25 protein-coding genes are annotated in these 26496 nt (G+C 49.8%); 1 reads left to right on the top strand and 24 read right to left on the bottom strand.

What is annotated here, in order from left to right:
* Nucleotides 1-273 precede the first annotated feature (273 nt).
* The 23 genes from lysS to spoIIE all read right to left on the bottom strand — a co-directional run bounded on the left by lysS (nt 274) and on the right by spoIIE (nt 25592).
* Nucleotides 274-1794 (bottom strand): lysine--tRNA ligase, encoded by a 1521-nt coding sequence (gene lysS, locus ACFVU8_RS29155; RefSeq protein WP_387432073.1) that lies wholly within the window; start codon nt 1792-1794, stop codon nt 274-276.
* Between the two features lie 244 nt (nt 1795-2038).
* Complete coding sequence (greA, locus tag ACFVU8_RS29160) at nt 2039-2518, bottom strand: transcription elongation factor GreA (protein WP_379470006.1); 480 nt, start codon at nt 2516-2518, stop codon at nt 2039-2041.
* 202 nt (nt 2519-2720) lie between these two features.
* Nucleotides 2721-3743 carry a tRNA dihydrouridine synthase DusB gene (gene dusB / locus ACFVU8_RS29165; protein WP_387432075.1) on the bottom strand — a complete coding sequence of 341 codons (1023 nt, stop codon included), beginning with the start codon at nt 3741-3743 and terminating at the stop codon, nt 2721-2723.
* A gap of 26 nt (nt 3744-3769) precedes the next feature.
* A complete protein-coding gene (locus tag ACFVU8_RS29170) occupies nt 3770-3961 on the bottom strand; it encodes a helix-turn-helix domain-containing protein (RefSeq protein ID WP_353615566.1) in 192 nt (63 codons plus the stop codon).
* Nucleotides 3928-4476 carry a 2-amino-4-hydroxy-6-hydroxymethyldihydropteridine diphosphokinase gene (gene folK, locus ACFVU8_RS29175; protein WP_379470012.1) on the bottom strand — a complete coding sequence of 183 codons (549 nt, stop codon included), beginning with the start codon at nt 4474-4476 and terminating at the stop codon, nt 3928-3930. Before folK ends, ACFVU8_RS29170 begins: the two co-directional genes overlap by 34 nt.
* A gap of 10 nt (nt 4477-4486) precedes the next feature.
* On the bottom strand, nt 4487-4849 hold the full coding sequence (gene folB / locus ACFVU8_RS29180; RefSeq protein WP_066367836.1) for a dihydroneopterin aldolase: 363 nt from the start codon (nt 4847-4849) through the stop codon (nt 4487-4489).
* A gap of 26 nt (nt 4850-4875) precedes the next feature.
* Entirely contained in the window at nt 4876-5733 is an 858-nt protein-coding gene (gene folP / locus ACFVU8_RS29185) for a dihydropteroate synthase (RefSeq protein WP_379470021.1), read from the bottom strand.
* Nucleotides 5730-6611 (bottom strand): aminodeoxychorismate lyase, encoded by an 882-nt coding sequence (gene pabC, locus ACFVU8_RS29190; protein WP_379470023.1) that lies wholly within the window; start codon nt 6609-6611, stop codon nt 5730-5732. Before pabC ends, folP begins: the two co-directional genes overlap by 4 nt.
* Nucleotides 6608-7189, bottom strand: a complete 582-nt coding sequence (pabA, locus tag ACFVU8_RS29195; protein WP_066367848.1) for an aminodeoxychorismate/anthranilate synthase component II — start codon at nt 7187-7189, stop codon at nt 6608-6610. Before pabA ends, pabC begins: the two co-directional genes overlap by 4 nt.
* Nucleotides 7186-8802, bottom strand: coding sequence for an anthranilate synthase component I family protein (locus tag ACFVU8_RS29200; RefSeq protein WP_387432077.1), 1617 nt, complete (start codon nt 8800-8802; stop codon nt 7186-7188). The genes pabA and ACFVU8_RS29200 overlap by 4 nt, the downstream gene beginning before the upstream one ends.
* Before the next feature lie 394 nt (nt 8803-9196).
* The gene (gene cysK, locus ACFVU8_RS29205; protein ID WP_175370199.1) at nt 9197-10135 is read right to left on the bottom strand and encodes a cysteine synthase A; all 939 of its coding nucleotides are present in this window, start codon (nt 10133-10135) and stop codon (nt 9197-9199) included.
* 89 nt (nt 10136-10224) lie between these two features.
* A complete protein-coding gene (locus tag ACFVU8_RS29210; RefSeq protein WP_387432079.1) occupies nt 10225-11169 on the bottom strand; it encodes a peptidylprolyl isomerase in 945 nt (314 codons plus the stop codon).
* A 9-nt stretch (nt 11170-11178) separates the two neighbouring features.
* Entirely contained in the window at nt 11179-12063 is an 885-nt protein-coding gene (gene hslO, locus ACFVU8_RS29215; protein WP_379470031.1) for an Hsp33 family molecular chaperone HslO, read from the bottom strand.
* Between the two features lie 264 nt (nt 12064-12327).
* A complete protein-coding gene (locus tag ACFVU8_RS29220) occupies nt 12328-13095 on the bottom strand; it encodes a type III pantothenate kinase (protein ID WP_175370202.1) in 768 nt (255 codons plus the stop codon).
* Complete coding sequence (gene nadC / locus ACFVU8_RS29225) at nt 13092-13967, bottom strand: carboxylating nicotinate-nucleotide diphosphorylase (protein ID WP_387432082.1); 876 nt, start codon at nt 13965-13967, stop codon at nt 13092-13094. The genes ACFVU8_RS29220 and nadC overlap by 4 nt, the downstream gene beginning before the upstream one ends.
* Entirely contained in the window at nt 13957-15573 is a 1617-nt protein-coding gene (nadB, locus tag ACFVU8_RS29230; RefSeq protein WP_387432085.1) for an L-aspartate oxidase, read from the bottom strand. Before nadB ends, nadC begins: the two co-directional genes overlap by 11 nt.
* Before the next feature lie 36 nt (nt 15574-15609).
* A complete protein-coding gene (gene nadA / locus ACFVU8_RS29235; protein WP_175370205.1) occupies nt 15610-16548 on the bottom strand; it encodes a quinolinate synthase NadA in 939 nt (312 codons plus the stop codon).
* Nucleotides 16549-16777: 229 nt separating this feature from the next.
* Complete coding sequence (gene ftsH / locus ACFVU8_RS29240) at nt 16778-18826, bottom strand: ATP-dependent zinc metalloprotease FtsH (RefSeq protein WP_175370206.1); 2049 nt, start codon at nt 18824-18826, stop codon at nt 16778-16780.
* A 108-nt stretch (nt 18827-18934) separates the two neighbouring features.
* Nucleotides 18935-19474: a hypoxanthine phosphoribosyltransferase gene (gene hpt, locus ACFVU8_RS29245; protein ID WP_175370207.1), complete on the bottom strand. Its 540-nt coding sequence runs from the start codon at nt 19472-19474 to the stop codon at nt 18935-18937.
* Nucleotides 19475-19520: 46 nt separating this feature from the next.
* Nucleotides 19521-20963 (bottom strand): tRNA lysidine(34) synthetase TilS, encoded by a 1443-nt coding sequence (gene tilS / locus ACFVU8_RS29250; protein ID WP_175370208.1) that lies wholly within the window; start codon nt 20961-20963, stop codon nt 19521-19523.
* Between the two features lie 61 nt (nt 20964-21024).
* Nucleotides 21025-21963, bottom strand: coding sequence for a serine/threonine protein kinase (locus ACFVU8_RS29255; protein WP_387432087.1), 939 nt, complete (start codon nt 21961-21963; stop codon nt 21025-21027).
* Nucleotides 21953-22699, bottom strand: coding sequence for a vWA domain-containing protein (locus ACFVU8_RS29260; RefSeq protein ID WP_387432089.1), 747 nt, complete (start codon nt 22697-22699; stop codon nt 21953-21955). Before ACFVU8_RS29260 ends, ACFVU8_RS29255 begins: the two co-directional genes overlap by 11 nt.
* Nucleotides 22700-23081: 382 nt before the next feature.
* Complete coding sequence (gene spoIIE / locus ACFVU8_RS29265; protein ID WP_387432092.1) at nt 23082-25592, bottom strand: stage II sporulation protein E; 2511 nt, start codon at nt 25590-25592, stop codon at nt 23082-23084.
* A gap of 171 nt (nt 25593-25763) precedes the next feature.
* Between spoIIE and ACFVU8_RS29270 the strand changes: the two genes are divergently transcribed.
* Nucleotides 25764-25892 (top strand): hypothetical protein, encoded by a 129-nt coding sequence (locus ACFVU8_RS29270; RefSeq protein WP_379470047.1) that lies wholly within the window; start codon nt 25764-25766, stop codon nt 25890-25892.
* Between the two features lie 95 nt (nt 25893-25987).
* Here ACFVU8_RS29270 and ACFVU8_RS29275 read toward each other — a convergent pair whose 3' ends face one another.
* A complete protein-coding gene (locus ACFVU8_RS29275; RefSeq protein WP_175370212.1) occupies nt 25988-26488 on the bottom strand; it encodes a S1 domain-containing RNA-binding protein in 501 nt (166 codons plus the stop codon).
* Between the last annotated feature and the right edge of the window lie 8 nt (nt 26489-26496).

Below are 26496 nucleotides of genomic sequence, written 5' to 3' on the forward strand. Positions count from 1 at the left end.
CTCGTTGTCCGCTTAATGTCTCAGCAGCAACTCTTATACTATATCATGTCCGGCGTTTTAATGTCAAGCTCTTTTTTTTGAATTTCGTTTTTCGAATTTCATTTTCGAGCTCGGCATCGTTATTTCTTGGCCGGAATTAGAATATACCATGTATAGAAGACCATTGCAAGTGTTTTTTTGAAAATTAATAGATTCAATAAAACAAGAGCCAAGCAGAACCCTCTGTAGAGGTCCCCTTGGCTCTTCTTGCTTTATCTATTACTAAGACTGCACTTACTCGGCAGTACGATTGCGCATATGTGGAAACAACAGCACATCACGAATGGACGCAGAGTTGGTCAGGAGCATAATCAGACGGTCTACACCGATACCGAGTCCACCAGTAGGCGGCATTCCGTGTTCCAACGCGCGGATGAAGTCATCGTCCATTTCATGCGCCTCATCGTTGCCTTGCTCTTTCTCATGAAGCTGCGCTTCAAACCGCTGGCGTTGATCAATCGGATCATTCAACTCGCTGAAGGCATTGGCATGCTCACGAGCTACGATGAACAACTCAAAGCGATCGGTAAACCGCGGATCAATATCATTCTTCTTCGCCAGAGGAGAAATCTCTACTGGATGTCCCATAACAAAAGTAGGCTGAATCAGCGTTTCTTCTACAAATTGCTCAAAGAACGCATTGAGGATATGTCCGAAGGTCATATGCTTCTCAACAGGCACACGGTGCTCCTTCGCCAGTTGCTGAGCTTCCTCATCAGTCATTTGCACACCAAAGTCAACACCGGTTACTTCTTTAACAGCGTCCACCATGGAGACACGGCGCCAGCCAGGGGAGAGGTCTACTTCTTGCCCTTGGTAGTTAACCTTCTGAGTTCCAAGCACCTCTTGTGCGATATGAGCAATCAGGTTCTCCGTCAGGTTCATAATATCCTGGTAGTCCGCATAGGCTTCGTACAGCTCAATCATCGTGAATTCCGGGTTGTGACGCGTAGAGATACCTTCGTTACGATAGACACGGCCAATCTCATATACTTTTTCCAAACCGCCAACAATCAGACGCTTCAAATGCAGTTCAATGGCGATCCGCATGTAAAGCTGCATGTCGAGCGTATTATGGTGAGTAATGAAGGGACGAGCAGCGGCACCGCCGGCAATGGCATGAAGAGTCGGCGTTTCGACTTCAAGATAACCGAGCGAATCGAGATAACGACGCATAGATTGGATGATTTTAGAACGGGCAATGAAGGTCTGCTGAACTTCCGGGTTAATGATCAGATCGACATAGCGCTGACGATAACGCAATTCTACATCTTTCAGACCATGATATTTCTCAGGTAGTGGCAACAGAGACTTCGACAAAACTTCAAGATCCTTCACCTTAATGGAGGTCTCGCCTGTTTTGGTCTTGAACACGGTACCTTTTATACCGATAATGTCGCCCAGATCCAGAATATTGAATGCTGCATATTGGGTCTCAGGAATGCTATCCTGACGAACATAGATTTGGATTTTGCCGGAAAGGTCCTGAATATGCGCAAAGCTGGCTTTCCCCATCTTACGTTTACCCATAATACGACCAGCTACGCTGACCTGGACATTCTTCTCTTCCAGCTCTTCCTGTATGAAGCTATCGTACTCCTTCAGCAAATCACCCGCATTGGCGTTACGCTCATACTTTTTGCCGAAAGGATCGATTCCTAATCCCCGCAGCTCGTCCAATTTGGCCCGGCGGATCTGCAGCAATTCGCTTAATTCATTCTCCTGAATCGCATCGTTATTCAATTCTTCAGTCATGCCTTTCATCCCCTCTAAACTCATTAATGTCATATACGCAAGAAGAAACGGCGCCGCCCTTCAGCCTTTGTGAGGACAGTCCCGTTCCAGCTTAGGAAACTATATGTGGTTCTGTATTGCCGGTTGATGTTGAAAAAAGCTTCCCTAAGGAAGCTTTCCCAAACATGTTCCCGCGTCTGCAGCCCGGTTCAGCCAAACCGGTGTTTGCCACAGCAATGCTATATCAGACGGCAAGCGTCCGTGCTTACTTCATTCGGATATCAAGAATTTTATATTGAATAACGCCTGCAGGTACACTTACATCCACAATAGTGCCTTGCTTCTTGCCGATGATGGCTTTGCCCACAGGGCTTTCGTTGGAAATCTTGTTATTGAGCGGATCGGATTCAGCCGTGCCGACGATCGTATATTCCATAACATCGCCATACTCCATATCCTCTACACTTACGGTAACACCAATGCTTACAACATCTGTAACGATCTCGTCGCTATTGATAATACGCGCGTTGCGAAGCATTTTCTCCAAAGTGATGACGCGTCCTTCGATAAACGCCTGCTCGTTCTTTGCGTCTTCGTACTCCGAGTTCTCGCTGATATCTCCGTAGCCAATCGCCACTTTGATCCGCTCGGCCACTTCGCGGCGTTTTACGGATTTGAGGTTCTCCAGCTCTTCTTCCAGACGCTTCAGTCCGTCCGGGGTAAGGATGACTTCTTTATCGCTCATCTCAACCGATTCTCCTGTCGTATACATTTATTGAAAACACCATAACTATATGCGAATCTGAAGGGTTAAGAACCCTCCTTGCTGCATTGATCTAACTGTAACGGCGATTTTATACTGAGAAATTATATTGGAACCGCTACAAAATGTCAATGATGGCACATATAATGTTGTGGGTATTCAAACCATGCTCGCTGAAGAAAGGTTACACCGCAGTAAGAGTCGCTCCAGTACCCGGGTTGCTGTTATCTCCCTCATATTTCAACTGTTCGACAAAATCATTCAAAATCTTCACCATTTCATCGCGTTTCGTCTCTTCCATAATGACGTCCTTCACCCGCGCCGCAGCCTTCAAGCCCTTCAAATACCAAGCAAGATGCTTACGCATTTCACGCACGGCTACAGCTTCACCTTTGAGCGCGATCAGACGGTCCATATGGAGAATGGCCACCTTGATCTTCTCTTCCGCTCCCGGCTCAGGCATCAGTTCACCGGTACTCAAATACTGTATAGTGCGATACAGCATCCAAGGATTGCCTAGCGCCCCACGACCGATCATGACACCGTCACAGCCGGTTTGATCCAGCATGGCCCGCGCATCTTCTGGCGTGTTCACGTCGCCGTTGCCGATCACGGGAATCGACACAGCTTCCTTGGCCATTTTGATATAGTTCCAGTCTGCACGTCCGGTGTAGAGCTGCTCCCGAGTACGACCATGCACACTGACCGCTTGACCTCCAGCCCGTTCCACTGCACGCGCATTCTCTTCGACAAAAATATGCTCGCTATCCCAGCCGATCCGCATTTTAACTGTAATCGGCTTCTCCACGACATCTACAACCGCAGACACCATCTCATAGATTTTATCCGGATTCAAGAGCCAACGGGCACCTGCATCACACTTGGTTACTTTAGGAACAGGGCAGCCCATGTTAATGTCGATAATATCGGCGTTGGTTTCCTTGTCGACTACTTTAGCCGCTTCCACCAATGAAGTGCGGTCACCCCCAACAATCTGCAGGCTCAGCGGTTTCTCACGCTCGTCTACGAATAGCATTTCGCGCGTCCGCTTATTGCCATGGATGATCGCCTTATCGCTTACCATCTCCGCACATACCAGTCCCGTGCCAAACTCTTTGGCGATCAGACGAAAAGCAGGGTTACATACGCCAGCCATAGGTGCCAGAACAACCTGGTTCTTCATCTCGATGCCGCCAATCTTCAACATTTCTTTCACTCCTTTATTCTTTGGAGTTACGTTGGGTCGGACAGTTCTTGAACCGTGACTCCTAAAACGTCCGCAATTTTATTTAAAATTTGATCTTCCAATCGTCTATTACCACGCTCGACTGCACCAAGCACAGCCAAAGATATTCCCGTACTATCGGCCAATTCCTGTTGAGTAAAGCCCTTCAGCTTACGGAATGCCCTGACCCGCCTTCCCATACGCTTGTTGTCCACAGCCGAATTCCTTCCTTTCCGTCTACATCTTGGAGCGCTTCTGTGACCCTGGCACGGAGTCCGGAGGGTTCTTGCTCTGGAACGATGTCATTCAGCGGAAAAAGCACAAACGCGCGCTCCAGCATACGCGGATGGGGCAGCGTCAGCTTACGGGTATCGAAGGTCTTTCCTTCTACCCACAACAAATCAAGATCTACCGTTCTCGGACCATTGAGGATATCGCGGGTACGCCCAAGCTGATTCTCAATCTCCAACATGACGTCCAGCAACGTCTCCGGTGCAAGGGTCGTGCGCAGCGCAGCTGCCATATTCAAAAACTGCGGCTGATCGAGATAACCGACCGGCTCTGTCTCATACACGCCCGAACTACGAACGACTTGAACTCCATCATGACTGTCTAGCCGGTGCAAGGCTTCCTTCAAGGTTCCCTCACGGTCACCCAAATTAGCCCCTAAAGCAATATAAGCCTCTGATTCCTCAGAGGTGGAATGGTTATTCATAGTTCGACTCTCACTTTCTAGTTCTGCGCAGCTCTACGGTCACTCCCTGAAAATGAATGTCGAACGGCGGATGCGGCTTGGTGACTTTGACCGTTACCGCATTGATAATAGTATAAGTGTCCAATACATGTGATGCAATACATTCACCCAAAGCTTCAATCAGCTTAAAGGACTTGGTTTCGACAATATTTTTAACCAAATCATGCACTTCGGCATAATTTACTGTTTGTGTGAGATCGTCATTCAGACCAGCATTCTGCAGATCCATATCGAACTCCAGATCAATATAATAACGTTGACCTAACTTACGTTCTTCCTCAAAAACTCCGTGATACCCATAGTACTCCATTCGGTGCAGTTTCATTTTATCCATCTGACAGCCGCCCTTCCAAGTATCAATTATTCCTGCACCACAGGTGGTGCAGCGTATAGCATGGCATCACACATCTTCACTGTACGCTTGATAAGAGCCACGTCATGCACCCGCACAAACTGACAGCCTTGAGCCAATCCAAAGGCTACTGTAGCAGCAGTTCCCTCCAAGACATCGTCCGGTGGCAAATCTAGCACAGTGCGGATGAATTTTTTGCGCGAGGTACCCAGCAGCAGCGGGTAACCTAATCCGGCCAAAGTATCGAGAGCCGTCATTGCCTTCAGGTTCTCATCCTGATCCTTCGCAAAACCGATTCCGGGATCAAGGATGATTCGTTCCGGTTTGACGCCTGCATGAAGAGCGAGATGTACACTCTCTTTTAAATCCTCACACATATCCATAATGAGATCAGTGTAATTGCGATCATGACGGTTGTGCATCAAAATTATCGGGCAGTCTGCTTCTGCGGCCACTCTGGCCATCGCTGGATCGGCTTTGCCTCCCCATACATCATTAATAATGTGCGCACCTGCCAGGAGTGCCTGACGTGCCACTTCGGCTTTATAGGTATCTATCGATAACGGCAGGTGGGGTGCGGCGCGGTGGATGCTTTCGATGACTGGAAGGACCCGCTCCAATTCCTCTTCCAGACTAACCGGTTTATGGCCAGGACGTGTCGATTCTCCACCGATATCGATAATATCTGCACCATCGGCAGCCATTCGTAGCGCATGTTCAACAGCCTTCTCCGGCTCATTCCAGAGTCCACCATCGGAGAAAGAATCCGGGGTAATATTGAGAATCCCCATTACAAGAGTCCGCTGCCCCAAGGTTAGTTCCGTATCGCCACAGCGGTAGGTCCGCTTGTAAATCACAGGCTTCATTGTCTCGCCCCCGTTCTCTCTTTGTATAAAGAGATCAGTTCTTTAGTAATGACACCGCAGCTTCCACTTCCGACGGTGTGACGCTCATTTCGTTCCCACAATGCAGTGACTGGGACAAGCTCCTGCACGGAGTTGGTCAGAAACACCTCGTCCGCAGATCTTAAATGCTCCCAATCATATTGTCCTTCCTCAATTCTTAATCCGGCACCAGAAGCCAGTTCCAATACCATTTCCCGGGTAATGCCTGGAAGAATGCCTGTAGAGAGTGAAGGTGTATATAGCACATTATGATGAACAAAAAATAGATTGCTGACTATTCCCTCAGCCAGGTAGCCATCAGCAGTAAGCATCAAGCCCTCGGCCCCTTCAGCAGAAGAGGCATATCCCGAAAGCTCACGCTTGGCCAAAATGTTATTCATATAATGCAATGACTTGAACCGCTGCGTCCCTTCCGGTGTATTCCGGCGGTGGGACAATAATTGCAGTGGCTTGCCTGCGGTATAGAGCTTATCTGATAGTTTGGGCAATTCCTTGATATATAGAAGGTGATTAGGCTGACTATAGTCTCCCGCGGGCAATCCCAGAATATCCTCACCTGCAGTTACTGTATAGCGGATATAAGCCTCTTGCAGACCGTTCTTATCCATTACCCGCTTGATCCACTGCAATAGACGTCCCTGCTCCTGTTCAAAAGGAATACCCAGTTCCCGGCAACCTGACGCCAGCCGTTGTAAGTGCCGCTCCAGCAAGAAAGGGGCTCCGTTATAAGTGCGGAAGGTCTCAAACAGTCCGATACCGTACAAAAAGCCGTGATCCAGAGCAGAAACCACGGCTTCCTTGGCGTCGACTACGCCATCATTGATCCCTATATAGTTCATGCCGTTTCTCCGGCTCTCCGTTTCAGGAAATTGCGCAGCATGGTGTGACCATGATTCGTAATAATGGATTCGGGATGGAATTGTACACCTTCGATCGGGTACTCTTTATGGCGCAGGGCCATGATCTCGCCTTCTTCAGTCTCAGCAGTAATCTCCAGACAGTCCGGCAGGGTCTCCCGCTCTACGATCAGCGAGTGGTAGCGCGTTGCTGTGAAGGGTGATTCCAGTCCTTCAAACACCGAAGTACCGTGATGGTGGATCGGAGAGGTCTTGCCATGCATTAGACGTTCAGCACGGATGACGTTGCCTCCAAAGGCTTGTCCGATCGCCTGATGGCCCAGACACACTCCGAAGATCGGAATGATCCCCTTGAAATGCTGCAGCACTTCCAGGCTGATACCTGCCTCATTTGGAGTACAAGGTCCTGGGGAAATCAGGATGTGGTCCGGAGCCAGCTTTTCAATCTCCTCAATGCTAATCTCGTCGTTGCGGGATACCTTCACTTCTTCTCCCAGCTCTCCTAAATACTGTACCAGGTTATACGTAAAGGAATCATAATTGTCGATGACCAAGATCATAATGTTGCTCCCCCTTCGGCGCCGCCGGAAGCCTGCAATTCTTGTGTGTGTTCACTACAAAGAACTGCTGTGACTATCGCTTTGGCTTTATTGTGACATTCCCGGTATTCACGGTACGGATCGGAGTCGATCACGATTCCCGCGCCCGTTTGAATGTATCCGATACCGTTCTGCACAGCTAGTGTTCGTATAATAATATTTAATTCCATATTGCCGTTATAGTCAATCCAGCCCATAGACCCAGTATATGGGCCACGCCGGACCGGCTCCAGCTCCTCAATGATCTCCATGGTGCGCACCTTAGGCGCGCCAGTGATCGTTCCGCCCGGGAAGAGAGCTGCGATGACGTCATAGGCGTCTTTGCCAGGAGCAATGGTGCCTTCTACCTGCGAGACCAGGTGCATGACATGGGAGTAGCGCTCCACAGTCATCAGCTCGGGCACATGGACCGAGCCGTAAGCAGCGACACGTCCAATGTCGTTGCGTTCCAGATCGACGAGCATAATATGCTCGGCGCGCTCTTTCTCGCTCCCGCGCAGCTCCGCCTCCATGGCGGCATCCTCAGCGGGAGTCAGCCCACGCCGCCGGGTGCCGGCGATGGGGCGTGCGCTGACGCTGTCCCCGTGCAGCTTGACGAGCAGCTCGGGCGAAGCGCTGGAGAGCGCGAAGCCAGGAGAGCGCAGCAGCCCCATGTATGGGGACGGGTTAAGTCTGCGCAGCCACTCGTAGATATCCTCTGGCTGCGATTTCAGCGCTGCTTCCTGACGCAGCGATAGGTTAACCTGGAATACATCGCCCTTGCGGATGTATTCCTGAACGTCCAGCACAGCCTGCTGGAATTGCTCATTAGTAAAGGCTGAGGACATACCTGGCCATTCTCCGGTGACACGGTCATAGATTTTGGCTATTTCGGCGCTGTCATCTATTAGCCCCGCCGCGGATGTGATCGTACCCCACTGAGCCAGCATTCGCTCCGCACGGCCCAGCGCATCATCGTATAGCTGTTCCACTTCATCTGAGCGAGGCGAATCCTTCCCTGACAGCGGCACATGCACCGCACAATAGAGCATGTCCGTTTCATGATCATAAATCCATACTTCTTCCATTCTCATGAAGAGATAATCAGGGAACCCCGGATCGTCTTCGGCCAGGGACGGCAAGCGTTCTAGCGAACGGACAACATCATAGCCGAGAAACCCGAGGCAGCCGCCCGTAAACGGCGGAACGCCCTCAAGAGGCAGACGCGGGGAGGTGTAGCCCGACATCCAGCGCTGCAGCACCTCCAGCGGTTGACCCTGCAGCAGGCTCGCCGCCGCTTGCGTTGAGCCACCCGATCCCAGATCAGTTGTTTCAGCCGAAGGGTCGATTACTTTGGCAGAATCGCCTTTCCCTTGCAGTACGGAAGCAGGTGTAAGACCGAGATACGTGTATCTGCCACCTTTACCGCTTTCCAGCAGGACAGAGTATGGAGATGCCAATTCCCATGCCGCCTTCCATGATGCAGGCAAACCCCTGGACTGTTGTTGTGATTGTATAAGTAATGGCAGGGTGCTCCAGCCTTCATTCGCCCACTGCTCCCACCACTGCCGTGTCGTTAAGATTTCCAAAGCCATCCTCCTAAAAGTTTTGTTTAGCATTACTTCGTTGAACTTTCTACGTAACAAACTCGCTTCATAAGCAGCCCTTAATTTTGCGAAGCTACGCTTCTTTGATTTCACTACGTAACAAAACTTACTCCGTAAGCATTCACTTAAGTTTTGTTTAGCATTACTTCCTATAGTCATTATTAATTATCGGTATATTGCCTGTCAGTATACTGTACATTTGGCCCTTTTGAAAAGACCGCACAGCAAAATAACTCCACCAACGGCAAGGTACAAGGTAAGAAATTACGTGTTACAAGGCAGAATCGACAACAAAATGCTCGTTTTAAAACATTAAAAAGGGCCTTCGCCTCCACCATATGGTGGGACGAAGGCCCTGAAGCGTCCGAACAGACGCAGTTAATTAAACTTCGAAATTATAGAGCGGTGTGCTCAGGTAACGCTCGCCGTTACTTGGGATCACAGCGACTACCTTTTTACCAGCACCCAGTTCCTTGGCGATCTTGATCGCAGCAAATACCGCAGCGCCCGATGAAATACCGGACAGAATGCCTTCTTCCTTCGCTACACGACGTGCTGTTTCGAAGGCTTCTTCATTCTCAACATGAACGATTTCATCATAAACATCCTGGTTGAGGATTTCAGGAATGAAGTTCGCACCGATCCCTTGAATCTTGTGTGGGCCTGGTTTGCCACCAGCCAGAATAGGCGAAGCCGCAGGTTCTACCGCATAGATTTTCACACCCGGATATTGGCTCTTCAACACTTCGCCAGCACCAGTGATTGTACCGCCAGTTCCAATCCCTGCAACGAATGCATCCAGCGGTCCGCCGATGGACTCAATCGCTTCCACGATCTCAGGTCCTGTAGTTTCGCGGTGAATCTTCACATTCGCTTTGTTCTTGAACTGCTCTGCAATGAAATAGCTTGGGTTCTCGGCCAGAATCTCTTCTGCCTTCTTAACCGCACCGTTCATACCTTCTGCTCCCGGAGTCAGCACCAGTTCCGCTCCGTAAGCACGCAGCAGGTTCCGACGCTCCAAGCTCATGGTTTCAGGCATCACAATAACAACCTTGTACCCTTTGGCAGCAGCCACAAGAGCCAGACCGATACCGGTGTTACCGCTGGTCGCTTCCACAATGGTGTCACCTGGTTTCAGACGGCCTTCCTTCTCAGCCTCTTCCACAATGCTGATTGCAATGCGGTCCTTTACACTGGAGCCCGGGTTCTGATATTCCAGCTTCACATAGATTTCAGCTGCTCCTTCCGGTACAATGCGGTTCAAACGAACGAGTGGAGTTCCTCCGATAAGTTCTGTAACATTGTTGACGACTTTAGCCATGAGCAAAAACCTCCTTGGAATGGTAAATGAATATTAGTGCAATGAATTATTTCCGACTAAATCAGTAGGTTTTCAATAATCACATATTATCAATGTTCCAGACTATTGTCAATATTTATTAAAGTTTCATATTTGAGACGCAAATCGCTCTCCACTTGCCGAAGCGTAGGCGCCTGCTCCAAAGCCAGTTCCTGACGAACCTGAGATCGTATCTCCTCTGTATCCGGTGCTGGACGCTCAATTTTGTGTTCCAATCGGATTACAGCATAGCCCTCATCCGTCTGAAGCGGACCCGCAATGTCCCCGATATCCAGTCCTGCCGCTGTACTCAGCAGCTCCTTCGGCCAGAAGGGATCATCTTCCTCTACAGTTCCCAGATTTCCGCCCTGCAATCGACTCTCTTCGTTAATAGACAGTTCCTTCGCCAAAGCGGCGAAATCCTCACCCTTCTCCAAACGGTCCATGACCCGCTGTGCCTTCTTGTAGGTAGACACCTCAATCATAGAAAGCTGCATTTCTCTCTTAGGGCGATAGCGATCCTCGTTCTGCTCCAGATAGCTGTCAATGTCGGAATCATTAATCGTTATTCCAACGGTAGCTATGGCCTGAAGCGTGAGCCGGTACACGGTCTCTTCCCGCACATCATTACGAGATAGGCCCAGTTCAGACTGCATTTGAGCGTAGTACTGCTCTTCTGACGGATAACCAGCAATGACGCGCTCCAGCTCTCGTTTGACTTCGGCATCCGTCACCTGGATTCCCAAGCTCTGTGCTTCTTGGCCAACAACGATGTGATTGATTATTTCCAATAGCACCTCATAGCCGTGTTTCTTTTTTAACTCAGCAATCCATTGCTGTTCGGTGATTTCTTGTCCACCCGCCGCAGCAACATCTGGCGATTCCGGATCACCTTCGTTTCCTTCAAGAACGGCCATGGCACGCAGGCTCCAAATTAGCAGCCCTCCGCATACCAAGGTCGCAGCAGCTAATAGGACAACGGCATTGCGCAGCGCGCGTTCCTGTCTTGTCATCATCTGCCGGCCCTACGATGTCGCTTGATCCAGGATCGCCTGCATTTCTTCTTTATTAAATTGATATGCTTCGTTACAGAAATGGCATACTACTTCAGCCTTTTCATCCTCTTCGATCAGACGCTCCAGCTCATGCTGGCCCAAACTGATCAAGGTCTGCTCCACCCGTTCACGTGAACATTGGCATGCGAAATGAACATCCAGTTCATCCAGCAACACAGCATCCGGCAAAAGCCAACGCATCATCTCTTCAGGTTCCAATCCCTGCTCCAGCAGTGCGGTAACGGAAGGCATCGTCCCTAGCTTTTGCTCAATCTCTGTGATCTCGGCATCCGTAAGACCCGGAAGCAGTTGAATGATAAAACCTCCGGCAACAATGACGGAGTTGTCCGTATCTACTAATACACCCAAGCCTACAGCCGCCGGTGTTTGCTCCGAAACCGCGAAGTAATAGGTAAAATCATCACCAAGTTCTCCGGAGACAATCGGGACACTGCCAAGGTATGGCTCCTTCATTCCCAAATCCTTAATGACCTCAATAAATCCTTCAGTGCCGACAGCACCTGCCACATCGAGTTTGCCCAAACTATTGCTCGGCAGATGAACATGCGGGTTGTGCACATATCCCCGAACTTCTCCCAGAGCGTTGGACTCTGCCAATACTCGACCTAGTGGCCCATTACCTTTGACATTAATATTAAGTCTCTCCTGGCCCTTGAGCATGGCTCCCATCATGGACGCAGCAGTAACGGTGCGCCCCAGAGCGGCTGTAGCCACCGGAAATGTATCGTGTCTACGCCGCAGCTCTTCAACCAATTCTGTCGTGCGGACTGCAAACGCTCTTACTCTCCCGTCAAATGCCGTTCCCCGGACAAGCCGATCCTTCTTATTTTCCATTGGGTGCATACTCCTCCTATCATTTATTCTAACTATATAGATTGAACCCAGGATTCTTACACGGGGTTAGATCGTCATTGCGGAAAATGTTTGGACTTTTGGCCGCTGTTGTCTCCAGATTTCTTTAGATTGTACCGCTATTCGCGGATAAAATCCGGAGACAAAGGCGGTCGCTGTCGCTCCTTCAGTTCCAAACTTTCCCTCCATTCCATTCCCCTTATGTTACTTTTCTTAGTTCAACCTATATAGCCTCTTTAGGCAATCTTATTTATTACGTTCGTAAACAATGCGCAGTCCTTCAAGCGTGAGCAGCGGATTAATCTCATCAATGCATTCCGTCTCTCCGGCAATAAGCGGGGCTAGCCCTCCCGTTGCAATAACCTTCAGCTCCGGCGCGTTCATCTCAATCTTGATACGTTTGACAATACCTTCAACCTGACCTGCGTAACCAAAAATGATTCCAGCCTGCATCGCATGAACTGTATTACGGCCAATCACCTTTTTCGGCTTCTCCAGTTCGATGCGAGGCAGCTTGGAAGCCCGCTGATACAGCGCTTCGGTAGAAATGCCTAGACCAGGGACAATGGCACCGCCAAGATAATTAGCATCACCATCAATGCAATCAAACGTAGTCGCGGTCCCGAAATCAACAACAACAAGTGGACATTTATACTGTTCAATAGCTGCAACAGCATTCACGATCCGATCTGCTCCTACCTCACGCGGGTTTTCATACCGGAGATTAAGTCCTGTCTTAATCCCTGGTCCAACCAGCAAAGGGTCTTTACCAATATATTTTACACACATATCAACGATCGTCTGAACCAGTGGAGGAACCACTGAGGATATAATGACACCCTCTACATCCTTGACCGAGATATCCGACATATGAAACAAATTGTGTATCAGCACACCATATTCGTCTACCGTTGATTGACGAGCGGTGCTCAGCCGAAAGTGATGCAGTAGCTCCCGCTTTTTATATACACCAAGGACAATATTAGTATTACCGATATCGACTGCCAGCATCATGAGACAGGACCCTCCTTCTTGGCGTTAAGGTCCAGGCTGATATCCAGCGAGGAGAAAGAATACGTTAGGCGGCCAACAGAAATCACGTCGACACCTGTCTCAGCCATTCCCCGTACGGTCTCCAGCGACACATTGCCTGAGGCTTCAGTTCTCACATGCGGCGCTTTCGCTTTAATTCTGGCTACAGCTTCCTTCATCATGTCGGTAGACATATTATCCAACATAATGATATCGGCTCCAGCAGCCAATGCTTCTTCTACCTGCTCCAGGTTCTCCGTCTCGACCTCGATGGTCATCGTATGCGGTATATTCTTTCGCGCCCGGTCGATTGCCTGCCGGATTCCACCAGCACCTTTGATATGGTTGTCTTTGATCATCACCGCATCATACAATCCAAAACGGTGATTCGCCCCGCCACCCACTCGAACTGCATATTTCTCCAACATCCGGTGGCCCGGAGTCGTTTTGCGAGTATCGACCAGTCGGGTTGATAGGCCTTCAAGCTCCTGCACAAAAGAAGATGTGCGTGTAGCCACCCCCGATAACCGCTGCATCAGATTAAGAGCAAGTCGTTCACCTGTCAGGATAGCATGTGTGCTTCCCTCTACCTCGGCGATAACAGTGCCTTTTTCCAGCATCTTCCCCTCCTGGACATGGGCCGTAAACGTCAGTGACGGATCTACTACCTCGAACACCAGCTCCGCCACAGGCAGGCCACAAATGACCCCGCTCTCCTTAGCATGTATTATAGCCTTCGACTCATGTCCGGCAGGAATTGTAGTCTGGGTAGTAATATCACCCGAGCCCACATCCTCACGTAGCCATGACTTGATGGATTGTACCAGTTCTTCATTATATCCGTTAAACATCATCGCTTAATTCCTCCACTATTCCCAGCTCACGAGTCTGGAGCAGGTGTTTGCGCCACTCCTCATCATTGCGCTGCGGATAATCCTCACGGTAATGCGCTCCACGGCTTTCTTGCCGAGCGAGCGCCGACTCTGTGATCAGCAGGCAGCAGGTCAGCATGTTGGCGAATTCGTATTCTTCACGCTTAGATAATGATGCCCCAAAGATCGGCACCTGCCGCTTCAGCTCTTCCAAACCTTTAGACAGCATCTCCTCATTACGCCGAAGTCCGGCATAGCGGACCATCACCTTTTGCAGCTTCAAACGGCGTTCCACAATAGCCTGGGTCGAAGCTTCCGTACGTCCTTCCTGAATGCTGACAGCATTCACATCACGACCCAGAGGTGGCAGTTCACGAACCCGATCAATAATCCGTCGGCCGAATACAACAGCTTCGGACAAAGAATTACTCGCCAGGCGGTTTGCTCCATGTAGACCTGTAGAAGACACTTCACCACAGGCAAACAAGCGTGAAATATTACTTTCCCCGTTCAGGTCAGTCTTGATGCCCCCCATCATATAATGCGCAGCTGGAGCCACTGGAATCCAATCTGAGGTAATATCCAGTCCGTAGCTCATGCAAGTCTCATATATGGTTGGAAAACGATGCTTTACCATCTCTGCCGATTCATGGGTAATATCTAAATAGACAAAAGTCGATTTGGTCAGCTCCATCTCACTTACAATCGCCCGGGCAACTATATCACGTGGTGCCAGTTCGAGCAATTCATGATACCGCTCCATGAAGCGTTCCCCGTTGATATTACGCAGCACCGCACCTTCCCCGCGTACCGCCTCCGAGATCAGGAACCGAGGGGCGCCGGGGTAACTGAGTGCTGTAGGATGAAACTGAATGAACTCCATATCACGAATATGAGCACCTGCCCGATATGCAATGGCCACACCGTCACCGGTAGCAACCTCAGGGTTAGTCGTATAACGGTATAACTGCCCCGCCCCGCCCGAACACAATATTGTTGCATCCCCTTGCAGAAATAGCTTTCCGCCATCTGGCTGCTGCAACAGTACGCCGACGCATTCCCCATCCTCAGTAATGAGATCTATAACATAATGATCATCCCATACTTCAATATTGTTATGCTCCGCCACCTGCTGCCCCAAGGCCCTTACAATCTCATAGCCTGTAGCATCCCCGTTGGCATGGAGAATACGACGATGGCTATGTGCCCCTTCCTGGGTCAGCGCCAGAACACCATCTTCCTTATCGAACAATGTACCAAGTCTGATCAACTCATGCACACCCTCTGGACCCTCATTGACGAGGACATCCACAGCAGTAGAAGAGCAGAGGCCTACTCCCGCCATTAAGGTATCTTGGCGGTGGTAGGCCGGGGAATCATCATCGGAAATAACTGCAGCAATTCCACCTTGTGCATAGCGGGTATTACTCTCCATCAGCGACTTCTTAGTAATCATAATGACACGCCGGTCTTCACTGGCTTTAATTGCTGTGAATAATCCGGCAATTCCGGAGCCTATGACAATGCAATCCGTTTTTACAGTTGGAATATCCCGGAGATCAAAATCAACCAAATATTGTGGAATCATGACCGCTCACCTGTTTCAACGAAAGAGTAGCGCATGCTACTTGACTAGTAGCATGCGCTCTAAGGAAGTTCTGGCTTTGTCGGCGATAGCGGGTGGAACGTAAATTTGCGGTTTCATCGTTTCCAGGGCCTTCACCAATTTTTTGAGATTATTAACCTTCATATTCGGGCACACAAGAAACTTTGTGGCAAAATGGAACTCTTTATCCGGACTATCCTTACGGAGCTGATATCCGGTACCATCTTCGGTGCCAACAATAAACTGCTTGCGATCCGACTTGCGGCAGTATTCCAAAATCGAGGTGGTGCTACCAACATAATCCCCCATGGCTACAACTTCAGGGCGGCATTCTGGATGAACCACGAACTCTGCGTCAGGATATTTGGCTCTCATCTCCACTACATCCTTGACTGTCAACATGTCGTGGGTATTGCAGTAGCCTTCCCAAATGATCAGCTTCTTGCCGGTTTGATCTTGAACATATTGTCCGAGATTCTTATCCGGTACCCAGATGATTTCTTCGGCATCCAGCGATTCAATGACCTTCACCGCATTCGCGGAGGTACAGCAAATATCCGTCTCCGCCTTGATTTCTGCGGACGAATTGATATAAGTAACGACTTTAGCATTAGGGTGTTGAGCCTTCAGCTTACGAAGTCCTTCCACATTGACCATATCAGCCATTGGGCAGCCGGCGCGTTCATCAGGAATGATTACTGTCTTGTTAGGCGCCAAAATTTTAGCACTTTCCCCCATGAAATGCACACCACAGAACACAATCACTTCTGCATCTGTCTCCGCTGCCTTCTGAGCCAGCAAAAACGAGTCACCCCGGAAATCAGCAACCTCCTGAATTTCATCCCGTTGATAGTAATGAGCCAAAATGATTGCGTTTCGTTCTTTCTTAAGCTGTTCGAGACGTATACGAAGTTCACGATTCTGTTCCTGCTTGCGCTCCAGCGCCAAAGCTTCCATGGTCTGTACTCCCCCTTATGTCTTCGCGGCTTGAGGCCGGCACGTTCATGTCAAATTGGATCATATAAAAAGTAAGTAATATTAATCACTAATGTACACAACGTTCCAGCCCCTGTCAATGTAACTGGAAAGACAGCCCACGACTTCTTTTCCAGAGTGCAGACACAAAAAATCCGGAGAACATAACCGTTCTCCGGATTTGCAGCAGTTAATTTAGTTAAAAGACAACTTAGGAAAGACTTCCGCCGCCCTTATTATCATCCGATCCATCATTGCCTTCAGATCCCGGATTGTTCGGGATATCCTTGGCCAGATCCGGTGATGTGGACTGGGTATCCTCAGGCTTGCCTTGAATACGCACACGCACATCTCCGATAGAATCAATTACTGGCTCTCCACCCTCATGGGCAACACCTTCGGATTCCTCAGGCTTGCCATCTTCAGACAGGTAACCCTGCTCGATCAGTTCTTTGATCTGATCCAGCTCCAGTGTTTCCTTCTCAAGCAAGGTGTTAGCAATAAGGTGCATTTCCTTGGAGTACTTGGTCAACAGTTCTCTACAACGCTCGTAGCACGTGCGGATAAAGTTCTGCATTTCTTGATCAATTTCATAAGCGATGGAGTCACTGTAGTTCTGCTCATGCCCGATATCGCGGCCCAGGAATACTTGGCCTTGGGATGTTCCGAACTGCAGAGGTCCCAGCTTATCAGACATACCGTACTCCATAATCATGCTACGAACAATAGACGTAGCCTGTTGGAAGTCACTGTATGCGCCTGTACCGATTTCGCCGATGAACATTTCTTCAGCGACACGGCCACCAAGCAATCCCGTTACTCTATCAAGCAATTCCTGCTTGGTTGCAAGCATCCGGTCTTCCTTAGGAAGCATAATGACATATCCGCCTGCGCGTCCGCGCGGGATAATCGTTACTTTATGCACCATATCGGCATGCTCCAGGAAGTAACCAGCAATGGTATGACCCGCTTCGTGGTAAGCCACAATACGCTTCTCGCGGTCGCTGATAACACGGCTGCGTTTCTCCGTACCCACAATTACGCGGTCAATCGCTTCATCCACTTCACGCATGGAGATATCCTTGCGGTTGCGGCGTGCAGCGAGCAATGCCGCTTCGTTCAGGAGGTTCTCCAGATCAGCACCGGTGAATCCAGTTGTACGCTTGGCGATTACATCCAGCTTAACATCCTTCGTCAGCGGTTTGTTGCGGGAGTGAACTTTCAGTACTGCTTCACGGCCTTTCACATCAGGGCGGTCAACCGTAATTTGACGGTCAAAACGTCCCGGACGAAGCAAGGCTGGGTCAAGAATATCTGCGCGGTTAGTTGCCGCTACAATGATAATACCTTCGTTGCCACCAAAGCCGTCCATTTCAACGAGCAATTGGTTGAGTGTCTGTTCACGCTCATCGTGTCCACCGCCGAGGCCAGCGCCACGTTGGCGTCCGACTGCGTCAATCTCATCAATGAAGATGATACAAGGCGCATTCTTCTTGGCGTTCTCGAACAAATCACGTACACGGGAAGCACCGACACCGACGAACATTTCCACAAAGTCAGAACCGGAGATACTGAAGAATGGAACACCGGCTTCACCAGCTACCGCACGGGCCAGCAAGGTTTTACCTGTTCCCGGAGGACCTACGAGCAATACGCCTTTAGGGATACGTGCACCCACAGCAGCGAATTTGCGCGGATCTTTCAGGAATTCCACGACCTCGACAAGCTCTTGCTTCTCTTCGTCGGCCCCTGCAACATCCTCAAAGCTGATTCGCTTCTTCTCTTCATTATATAACCGGGCTTTGCTCTTGCCGAAATTCATGACCTTGCCGCCGCCACCCTGCGCCTGATTGAACAGGAAGAAGAACAGGATGAACATGATCACCAGCGGGATAATGGAGGAGAGGAACGTCAGCCAAATGCTGTCGCCTTGCATCTTCTTCTGCTCATACTCTACGCCGTGTTCATCACTGGCCTTAACCAATTCGTTAAGAGCAGCATCTGTAGGAGGGATATATGTGGAGAAGCTTTTAGATTTTTTGTCTGCCGGCAGCTCTTTATACTCACCTGTAACCAGGAACGCGTTGCCTTCAAACTGAACCGTTACGCTCTTCACATTATCGCTCTTGATTTCCTGTCTTAACTGGTCATATCTAGGGAAATCGGCGGATTCATTTCCATTGCTTACAAACTGGACAATGCCCACCACGACTAAAAATAAAATCAAATAAAAACCAGAATTCCGGATGAACCGATTCATCCCCTACCTCCTCTCACAACACTCAAGTTATTGTACCATAGCCTGTCGGGACACCTCAAATAAGGGAAGTCCTGGAGTCTGATCACCAGCTGTAAGGCTGTCAATTGTTCAGTTGGAATAAATTTCAGGCTTCAGCACGCCGACGTAAGGGAGGTTCCGATACCGCTCGGCATAATCCAATCCGTAGCCCACAACAAATTCATCGGGCAATACAAACCCTGTGTACTCTGCTTCAAGGTTGACTGTACGTCCCGCAGGTTTGTCAAACAGGGTAACTACTGAGACTGACTTAGCATTACGATTACGCAGCAGTTCGATCAGGTAGCTGAGCGTAAGGCCGCTGTCGATGATATCCTCAACGATCAGCACATCACGGCCCTCTACCGACACATCAAGATCTTTAATGATTTTGACAACGCCGGAAGACTTTGTAGATGCTCCATAGCTCGATACGGCCATAAAGTCCATCTCCAGAGGTACTGTAATGACTTTAACCAAATCTGCCATAAATATAAACGCACCTTTTAAAACACAGATCACTAAAGGGTTACGTCCTGCATATTCCTTGCTCAGCACAGTGCCAAGCTCCTTGATTTTCTGCTGAATTTCCTCTTCGCTGATTAAAACCTCTTTAATATCATTTTGCAACTTGCGAGACCTCCTAAGTTATACTATGAAAGACTTACTTCGACCATTACGTTTCTTCAGTCCCATCACCGTCTTCTAGCGACAGGAGAAGGACCGCGGCCGTATGCCGCCCTACTGCGGCATGCATCGAGCGTCTTACGCCCGGAATCCAGACGATATTGCCCAAACCATCGCACACGAGGGGAATTATAGATCGCTCGGAAGAAGGTATTTTATCATCAATGTAAATATCTTTTACCTTTTTGCTTCCGTTTAATCCCATAACCTTAATGGTATCTCCAGGCAATCTGGAACGGATGGTCAGCGGAAAGACCAATTCATCTAAGTCAAACCATGCCGACATCAATTCAGACTGCTCCCCGCGTAAAAAAAAGCTTTCTCTCTCCAGCACCGTCATCGTCATCACTTTCCCAATCTCACCGAGCGAAAGCCGGGTCTGGGGCAAAGAAATCCGATATGTATAGCTTGCCTGCACCTTCGGAGGCTTGGACGAGAACAACATCATGTCATATTGCCGGATACAGGTAAGCCCCCCGCCCAGATCAAGACTCCAGGTCGTAGGATATTCCTGTAATGTCCGCCGCCGTACAGATTCAATTTTGGAGAAATCCGTAATGGAAGAATCCGCCGACAGATAATTTAATATTAGTTTAATCAAACGCCGTTGTAAAGCGGAGGGTACGGCCGCAAAGGATACCCTTTCAAATGTATATTTCCCGCTATTTACGGAAACCAGTTCATCAAAGCATCTGGTAGCAGCTTCCTCCATATAATCATCCTCGGCTCCAGCAATCTCTGCCAGTTGCAGCAAAGAATGTCCCAAGCGTCCATTGTATCTTTCCAGAAAAGGCAGCACCTCCAGCCGCACAGCATTCCTCGTATATTGCGTCAGCAGATTGCTGGCATCTTCCGCATAGGGATAACCATTCTCCTGGCACAGGCCCACAAGGGCCGTTTTGTTAATACGGAGGAAGGGGCGAATGAGTTGCACCTTTTTTTCAGACCGCTTCCATCTCATGCCGGCCAGTCCCGAGAGCCCGCTCCCACGCAACAGCCGCATCAGTACGGTCTCAGCCTGATCATCGGCATGATGGGCCAGCGCGACAGCTTGAGCCCCATACCGGTGAGCGGTATCAATAAGAAACTGATAACGCTTCTCCCGGGCAGTTCCCTCCGGACCAAGACCACTGTCCTTGGCCAGAGTAGGAATATCAAACTCCGCCATTTCGAAAGGAATATCGAGTTCTGCCGCCAACTGACGAACAAGCTCTGCCTCTTCTACCGACTCCACCCTGAATCCATGATTTACGTGGGCACATATTAGTTTTAAAGGTGTCCGATTTGCCGCAATTTCATGCAGTACATGCAAAAGAGCCACAGAATCCGGTCCGCCGGATACTGCGACTACAATGGTGTCATGAGGCGACCACAGCCCATGCTCAGCTGCAGACTCCAGTACAGCATCCACCAGTCCGTTCATTTGCTCCATATGCGGCTCCCTTCCCGCCCGGCCGTTTGCACAGGTTCGTATACCGGCAGTATGTATAATTTCAAAATCGCAGTAGCCAATAAATTGTAAAGGCCAGCATGAATAAAGACAAGCCAAACGCGTTTTTCAGCCAGCGGGGCGTAGCCATATGCTCTGGTCTGACCTTACGCGAGCCATATATATGATTCTTCCAAACCTCCATGGCCTCGGCCGAGCCGTTGAATCCACCCTTCAGCGCATGACAAATCCAGGAGGACAACTTCTTATCCGGCAGGCTGCGGGCCAGCTTCAACAGTTCATCCACACTTCGCGTCTGCGGAAGCTGCAGAGCTGCACTCTTCAGACCAGGTTCATTGAGCAGGCGAAGACAGAGAACGGCAAAGGCAAACAGATCATAAGCCTCATCCCCTGTCCGGCTGCCAGCATTCCAGAAGCCACGGTCATGCCATTCAGTAAATTGCTTCACACTCCGGCCCATTGGGCTTGCGCCGCCAAAGTCAATCAGTTCCGCTTCTCCGACGTCAGAAACCATAACATTCTCCGGCTTCAAATCACCAAATACAAAGCCGCATTCATGAAGCCTGCGCAGCTTATCAAGCAGTTTCAGGCCCACAAGCCCAAGCCAGTCCGGTCCGTTCTTAGAAAGAAAATGATGCAGCGGTCTGCCCTGCACATATCTCATTACGTAGAACGGCTTATTGTCGTCCTCCCTGTAATCATCTGCTTCCAGCAGATAGGACGACAAGGGCGATTCCCGCTGGGCGCGGTATTCATTGCGCTTCCGGCGGGACTGCAAGGAAGTGAGCACATTGATCTCGGATTGCAGATCAAGCGCATCGTATCCTATTTTAAGCGCATAGTATTCCCGCCTCCCTTGTCGCTGCACGAGATATACGGTTCCATTCGCGCCCCTGCCCAGCAATCGCTGTATCACATAACGGTTTCCCCGCCATTTCCCGGTGATAACGGTGCCGAGAGGATAAGGCGGATTAGACGACATACCCACCAATCATCCCTTCTCTTTCGTCTAGATCTTCAGTCATCAGGCGTCCATGATGTCCATCCAGTGTATCATAACGGTAATGCTCAAGCACCCTGAAAATCGCTGGTCCTGTAGGAGTGGCGCCTCTCATCCGCAGCTTGGAGAACAAAGAGCGGACACCAGACACGTTGCTGGTCCAGTCCATATCAAGCTCTGCATCCTCACTGCTGGTGCGTCCGGGAAAATGAAAGACAGCGATCTCGCTTTTACCTTCCCGTGCCTCCAGACTTAGCGCCAGATCTCGGATAGCATCCTCTACCGCAGCAAGCTTGGGCTTCATGCTGGCGCTGGCATCAATAAGCAGAGCAATACGCAGCGGCGATGTTTCCGTCAGCTCGTCCACGACATTGACGACCTGAGAACGCTGTAGCGGTGGCAATTCTTCCAGCGAGCCATCACCGAGTATTTTTTTCACCTCTTTATTAACCGCCTGCTGAATGGTCTGAACTACAGTCTTTCGCGTCATCATCTGTATCGTTTGGGCCAATTGCGGTGTTCCGACTATACGGCTCAGCCCCCCTCCGGCCTTCGCAATATCGGCAATCTCCCGGCTACCCAGCTCGCCAATTGTTCCATGATCAATCACACCGACCACGTTAACGGTGATTCCCTCCTGCAGGGCATGAGCCGCTGCCATCACCGGACTTTCCCCCACGTTCGAACATCCGTCTGTAATGAGCAGAATCTGCTTCATAACCATTCACTCCCCTTTTGTCTGAAACCTCTGTTTCTAGCATGTCCAGAAATGAGAGATTTCAAACTCGCATTTTGTGATGTGAAAGGCTTTTAGAAAGACTGTGAATGAAGGGGAACTGCGAGAAATGTTGGGCTTTCGATCGCTGTTATTCTCTGATTTCTTTCATCAGAACCGTTATAGTGGTCGAAATCAGAGATTAAAGGCGAACGCTTCGCTTCTACAGCTCCAAAATTTCTCTTTCGTTCCATACCATTCACTTTTTCAAAAGCCTAACACCACCACAAAATTGCGGTGTTTGGGTGGGGAGGAACAAGTGGTGGCGAGTCATCATTTCATTCGACTCGGCAGTTTAGACACAAAAGAACAGAGCAGTTGCACTCTAGCTCACCGTACGCGGGCGCTCCATTCGCCCAATTCCAGGCAGCTGCAAGCTGGACCATTCCGGATGATAATGGTCGATCCGACTGACGACGATGGTCATATCATCATGAATTTCATTGCCTTGATAACGAATGACCTTCTCTAGAAGGGTGTCAGCCATATCCTGCGGATCATGGCCCTCAAGCTCCTGTATCATTCGTTTCATCCATATCTCTTTATTAACGGCATATCCCGGTGCATCATAAATACCGTCGGTCATCATAATGAGAATATCGCCCGGATGGAGCTGCAAGGTGATCAGGTCCACCTCCATATCCTGAATAATGCCGATAGGCAAATTGCTAGCTGTCACAGGAATCACCTCGCTTCCCCGCCGGATAAAGCTAGGCGCGGAGGCGATTTTCATAAAAGTAGTCTGTGCAGAATATTGATCAATCAGCGCCATATCCACGGTAGCATAGAACTCGTCAGGGGAACGGAGCATCAGCACCGAATTGACGGATTTGACCGCCAGCTTCTCATCCATGCCTGATTGCAGCAGCTTCTCCAGCATTCCCAGCGCCGCGCTACTCTCCATCCGTGCACGCTCGCCGTTGCCCATTCCATCGCTGATCGATACAGCAAAGGTTCCGTTGCCCAGTTCGACGGTACTGAAGCTGTCACCGGACAGTAAGTCCCCTCCTTTGGCCGCATTAGCTATCCCGGTATTTACCTCATATGCTTTTGCCGATCCGAACGTAACCATCGAAAGCCCTTCACGGGGATGGACTGCCGTCTCGCTCATGACAGCTATGTTCTCATTAAGAATGTCCGAGAGCAGCGGGGCAATCATTTTGCGGCATTCATCGAACCCACGAGTATAGGCATGAACGACCTCAATTTCTACGCGTCCGGGGTCAAGGCTTAATATATCAATGCTATGGATGGACAAGCCCAGCTTCTCCAAGGCTTCACGAATCTGGCTTTCCTGGCGATACATCGCCTGTCCTTCCCGCTTAATTTCTTTGGCCAGGTCCTCCATCACCTGGGAGACGCCGGACAGCTGCTCGGCAACAAATTGCCGGCTGTCGTATATTTGTCTTTTCCACCGCATATCATGCTGGTAAAGGCCATATTGACCCTTCATGAACTCCAGAACCTCACCCGTCTTGCCGCAAATCCGGTTCCACTCAGGGGGGAGTTGAGCGGCCGTCACATCCGGGCATTCTTCCACGGTAGTCATCATGTCCGTCATATAACGATAGGTCTGATAGAATTTCGCATCCCAGCAATGACCACGGCGCACGCAACCTGCGCAGACATTGTCCGTCACCGTACTCATGAAATCCTCCATTTCACGTTCGGCTGTTCCCGCCTCTCCGGCGCGTGAGATTTGCCCAAAGCTACTGGACAGCTGGCGGAATACCTGCGAGAACTGTGTCACCCTTTCTGCCGTAATATCCCGTACCCTGCGGGCATATTCATGCTGAGATCGACTATGATCGGCTGTACCCGGTACATATTTGGCAATTGCCGAAATCATGCTGCGCGGAGTCAGAAGAAATAACACCACCGCTACACAAGTCTCCCATGTTGAAACCATCATGTCACCCGGACCCGTGAAATAGACGGACAGAATACTGGAGCCCAGCAGCATTCCGATCGAAACAGCACCTTTCCGGCCTCCCTGCATCATGCCCGCCAGCATCCCGGAAAAAGCTAGCAGGCTCATCTGATAGATCGCCCCAATATCAGCCAAGCTGAGGATTAGCCCTGTAACGACCCCAACAGCGGCCCCTAGCGGGGCACCGCCAGCCATTGCAAATAATAGGATAAGGTATCGGGAAAGAATATGCTCCAGAGACAGCCCTCCTACAGACCAGCCGACCAGTCCGGTCATTACGGAGGCGAGCAATATAATCAAGCAGAGAATTTCTTCATTACGCAGCGATCGGCTTTTCTGCCTAAAAGTCAGTAGCGGAAGCGCCTGCACGAATACCAACGTCAGTACGAAACCAAGGCCTGCGTCGAGGGTCATCATCATCATCGGATACCAGGTGAATGAAGGGCCAATCACGATTTGGAACAGACCGACCATAAAGGAGGATACGAAGACCATAAGCGGGGCATAAGAAAGGTCAATACGCTGGAAGCTTTCCATTCCCTTATAGACCAACATAAATATTATCAACTCTGCAGCAATCACCAGGCCTCCAGGGAAAGGCGTGAAGAGGCTGCCTGCGATAATCGCTACGGCCACGGGGAGCATAGAGTCTCTGCGCATAAACATAATGACGGCAAAATAAGCGATAGCGAACGGGGACAGCTCATTCAAGATAGTAGCTCGTCCAAGCAGGAAACCCATAACGCTAAGGAGCAGCATCCATTTCTTCGCTGCCAGCAGCTGAAGGGCCCGCTGGTTCTGTGCCCATGTCTTCAGACGCGATCCCAAGCTTTCTTTTTGTGCCTTGTTGTCCTTGTTTCCTGTTCTTGTCCACTCCGGCAAATTAACCACATTGCTTTTACTCATTACTCTACACCACCCGTTTCCAAATTTATGGTTCTCATTATATAGTGGCGGGTCTGAGAAAGTTTGTCAGAAACGGAAGGTAAGTCATAAGAAATTTCCGACAAAAAAGCCTGTCCCGACAAACCCCGGAAAAAGGCCCTTTATACCTTATGGGACAGTGGCTTACTCTGCTTGAGCAGAAGCAATGCCGGCTTTCTGTCAGTGATTGACAGCAGCCATTCGCCAGCGATTGCCCTAAACTACTGCGAGATTGGCGAGGATGCTGTCGGCGATTTGACGGTCCCCGACAAAAAAAGTTAAGGGTCGTGAAACCTTGTCTATCTACTAAAGAAAAAACAAAAAAACCGCAAAGGGCCAAAGGCCCCTGCGGTTATTTATGATGTTCAAGTTTGGGATTATACGCGCTTGGCTCCACGGCCTCCGCGTTTTCCTTCTGTGTTCTTCTTAATCGAAGACATGCGCTCTTCGCTGTCTTTCAGGAAGCGTGACATTTTATCCTCGAATGAAGGTTTACCGGCTGCAGGCTTGAATGGACGCCCTCCCCGTTCACGATTAAATCCACCGCCTCCACCACCGTTACCTCCACCGCCGCCGAAACGGTCTCCACCGCTTGGACGTTCAGGTCTTGGTGCTCTTGGGGGACGTACTTCCGATGCCGGCTTATCTACGGCCTGCTTGATGGAAAGTCCGATCTTACCGTCCTTGTCGACGTTGATCACCTTGACTGTTACTACATCACTAATCTTCAGATGATCGTTGACATCCTTGACGTAATTATCGGCGATTTCCGAGATGTGAACGAGACCTGTGACACCTCCTGACAGATCCACAAATGCTCCGAAATGCGTGATGCCTGTCACCTTGCCTTCTAACTTGGTGCCCACTTCAATTGCCATAGAATAAA

Origin of the sequence: Paenibacillus sp. NPDC058177 (assembly GCF_042883835.1) — a bacterium.
Taxonomy (GTDB): Bacteria; Bacillota; Bacilli; order Paenibacillales; family Paenibacillaceae; genus Paenibacillus_AQ; species Paenibacillus_AQ agri.